The sequence below is a fragment of the Embleya sp. NPDC025285 genome (assembly GCF_055558835.1).
The window spans coordinates 1-3,428 of the sequence record NZ_JBVHLU010000245.1; the positions used below are offsets into that span (position 1 = coordinate 1).

Here is a 3,428-nt window from a genome sequence, read left to right on the forward strand (position 1 = left end):
TCCGTCGAGGTGTTGACTGCCGACACGGCGAGTCCGCAAAATGCTCGCTGTTGCTCAAGAGTTTTCTTCAAATCCGTGTTGCGAACAGTTTTGCGCAAGCGAGTGCATGGGTTTAGCGCGACCAAACCCTCACCAACGGTCCTGTTTTCCCGAAGGCATGAAGGCGGTACTGCGATGAAGCGGCACCAGATGGCATTGGCGGCGACAGGACTGTCGGCCGCACTGCTTCTGTCGGCGTGTGGTGGCTCGGACGACAAGAAGGACGACGACAAGGCGACCCCCGGCGCCTCCGGTGAGGCCGGTGCGCCCAAGGACGGGTCGATCAAGCTGGTCGTCGCGGACTACGGCAGCGGCGACGGCAGCATGCAGAAGTACTGGAACGGCGTGATTTCGAGTTTCAACGCGAAGTACCCCGGCATCAAGGTGAACCTGCAGGTCGTCAACTGGGACGACATCGACAAGCAGGTCGCGACCATGATCCAGAACAACGACATGCCCGACCTTCTGCAGACCGGCGGTTATGCCGACAAGGTCGTCGACGACCTGCTCTACCCGGTCGACGACGTCATGTCGCCCGCCGTCAAGGCCGACTTCGTCGAGTCGTTCACGCCCGCGGCGACGGTCAAGGGGAAGCAGTACGGCATTCCCTTCACCTCCAGCACCCGGCAATTGATCTACAACACGGACCTGTTCGCCAAGGCCGGAATCACCGACCCGCCGAAGACCTGGGACGAACTCAAGGCCGCCGCGACCAAGCTCAAGGCCGCGGGCGTGCCCACGCCCTTCGGCCTGCCGCTGGGCAAGGAGGAGGCCCAGGGCGAGTTCATGAACTGGGCGCTGGGCAACGGCGGCGGGTACCAGACCAACGGCAAGTACACGGTCAACAGCCCGCAGAACGTCGAGGCCCTGAACTGGGTCAACGACAACCTGGTCAAGACCGGCCTGACCGAGTCCAACCCCGGCACCAAGAACCGCAAGGACGTCTACACCGACTTCTACGGCGGCAGCGTCGGCATGGTGAACAGCAACCCCACCATGATCGCCACGCTCAAGAAGGACTACCCGAACCTCAAGTACGCGACCGCGCCGATCGCCGGCAGGACCGGTCCGCTGAACGAGACCCTCGGCGTCGCCGACTGGATGATGGCGTTCAAGAAGAACGGCAAGAAGGACCAGATCAAGGCCTTCGTCGACCACGCCTTCAGTACCGACCAGCAGATCAAGTTCCAGGAGCAGTACAGCTTCCCGCCGGTGACCAAGTCGGTGATGGCCAAGATGACGGCCAACCCCGCCAACGCCGGCCTCAAGCCGTACATCGACCTGCTCCCGAAGGCGAAGTTCTACCCGCTCAACGACGTCGCGTGGGACGTGCTCTCGCCCAAGATCAAGGAGCAGTTGGGCAGCGCGGTCTCCGGCAAGTCGCCCAAGGACGTGCTGGACCAGCTCCAGAAGGAAGCCGAAGCGGCGGTCGCGCAGCAGAAGAGCTGACGCACCACAGATACGTCCGAGCACCGAAGGAGGAGGACGGCCCCGTGGCCGAAACCGCCGTACGCAGAGCGCCTTCCGTCGTCACCAGAGTCAAGAAGGCGCTGGCCCCGCTGCCGTGGATCGGCCCGGCCGTCCTCCTGATCGGTGTCGTGGTCCTGTGGCCCGTGGTCGTGATGGTCTGGAGTTCCTTCCAGCGCATCCGTCGCACCGGCATCGTGGTGGGATCCAACGGCACCGACAACTACACCAAGCTGTTCGACGAGCCGGACTTCGTGGCCGTGCTGTGGAACACCGTGGTCTGGGTGCTGGTGGTCGTGGCCGTCACGCTCGTGTTGTCGCTGTTCCTGGCGCAACTGTTCAACCAGCACTTCCCCGGCCGGCGGTTCGCCCGCTGGGCGATGATCGTGCCGTGGGCGGCCTCGGTCTTCATGACCGCCGTCGTCTTCAAATGGATGCTGCACGAGAGCCACGGCGCGATCAACACGCTCATGGTCGACCTGCACCTGATGGACGCCGGCAAGGACTGGCTCGGCAGGCCGTCCACCGCGATGCCGTGGATGATGGCGGTCGCCGTCTTCGTGTCCCTGCCGTTCACCACCTACACCCTGCTCGCGGGCCTGCAGACCGTGCCCGGCGAGGTGTACGAGGCGGCCAAGATCGACGGCGCGTCCACCTGGCGCACCTACCTGTCGATCACCCTCCCGCTGCTCAGGCCCGCGATCCTGGTCGCGGTGGTGATCAACCTGATCAACGTCTTCAACTCGTTCCCGATCATCTGGGCGATGACCAACGGCGGACCGGGCTACGAGACCGCGACGACCACGGTGTTCATGTACCAGCTCAAGGCGTCCGACATCGGCGAGAGCGCCGCGATGTCCGTGGCCAACTTCGCGATGATCATCGTCCTGGTCGCGTTCTTCCTCGTCGTCAGCCGCGGGAACAAGGAGACCGACCGATGAGCACGAGCACCACCGCCGGCCGCAAGCCCGACACCCGCGCCACCGGAAGGCAATCCCCGGGCGCCTCCGCCGGCGGGAAGGGGCCCGGAAGAAGGAAGTCCGTGCTCGGGGGCTCGAAGTACAGCCACAAACAGTTGTGGTTCGGCGCGCTCGCGTGGGTGATCGCGATCGTCTTCGTCGCCCCCTACATCGAGATGGGCATCACCGCGCTGCGGCCCAAGGACGAACTCACCGGCGACGGCTACCTGCCCTCGAGGTTCGAATGGGCCAACTTCGTCGACGTGTGGGACAAGTCCACCCTCGGCGACAACCTCAAGGTCTCGCTCCTGGTCGCCGGCATGTCCACCCTCCTGGTGCTGGTGGTCTCCCTGCCCGCGGCGTACTACACCGCGCGCAAACGCTTCCGCGGCCGGGGCGTGTTCCTGATGCTCGTGCTCGTCACCCAGATGTTCCAGCCCACCTCACTGCTGGTGGGCCTGTACCGCGAGTTCTACATCCTGGACCTGCTCGACTCGTACTGGGCGCTCGTCCTGGTCAACGGCGCGTTCAACCTGGCCTTCTCGGTGTGGATCCTGACCGCCTACTTCAGCGCGATCCCGGTCGAGCTGGAGGAGGCCGCGATGATCGACGGTGCCTCCCGTCTCGGGGCACTGCGCAGGGTCACCCTCCCCCTGGCCATGCCCGGCATCGTCACGGCGGTCATCTTCACCTTCATCGCCGCGTGGAACGAATTCACCGTGGCACTCGTGCTGGTGACCACACCGGACAAACAACCCCTCACCGTCGGCATCAACAGCTTCCTCGGCGCCTACCGCGTCGAATGGCAATACCTGTTCGCGGGATCGGTGGTGGCCATCGTGCCGGTCGTGATCCTGTTCGCCTACATCGAGAAGCACGTCGTATCGGGCCTGACCGCCGGATCGGTCAAGTAACCCGGACGACCCACGGCCCGGGACGACCCCGGGAAACACGAAGCCCACA

The 3,428-nt window shown here is 64.6% G+C and carries 3 protein-coding genes; all 3 read left to right on the forward strand.

The features are described from left to right. The first annotated feature begins 174 nt into the window (after window positions 1–174). Genes ACZ4FV_RS51810 through ACZ4FV_RS51820 form a run of 3 tightly spaced genes read left to right on the forward strand, consistent with a single transcriptional unit; the run spans window position 175 to window position 3,379 of the window. Entirely contained in the window at window positions 175–1,488 is a 1,314-nt protein-coding gene (locus ACZ4FV_RS51810; RefSeq protein ID WP_395867022.1) for an extracellular solute-binding protein, read from the forward strand. Between the two features lie 44 nt (window positions 1,489–1,532). Next, window positions 1,533–2,447, forward strand: coding sequence for a carbohydrate ABC transporter permease (locus tag ACZ4FV_RS51815; protein ID WP_402242703.1), 915 nt, complete (start codon window positions 1,533–1,535; stop codon window positions 2,445–2,447). Further along, window positions 2,444–3,379, forward strand: coding sequence for a carbohydrate ABC transporter permease (locus ACZ4FV_RS51820; protein ID WP_395874568.1), 936 nt, complete (start codon window positions 2,444–2,446; stop codon window positions 3,377–3,379). Before ACZ4FV_RS51815 ends, ACZ4FV_RS51820 begins: the two co-directional genes overlap by 4 nt. The last annotated feature ends 49 nt before the right edge of the window (window positions 3,380–3,428 follow it).

Bases quoted from the DNA above. Each gene is read 5' to 3' on its own strand.
- ACZ4FV_RS51810 (WP_395867022.1), top strand. From the start codon at position 175: ATGAAGCGGCACCAGATGGCATTGGCGGCGACAGGACTGTCGGCCGCA.
- ACZ4FV_RS51820 (WP_395874568.1), top strand. From the start codon at position 2,444: ATGAGCACGAGCACCACCGCCGGCCGCAAGCCCGACACCCGCGCCACC.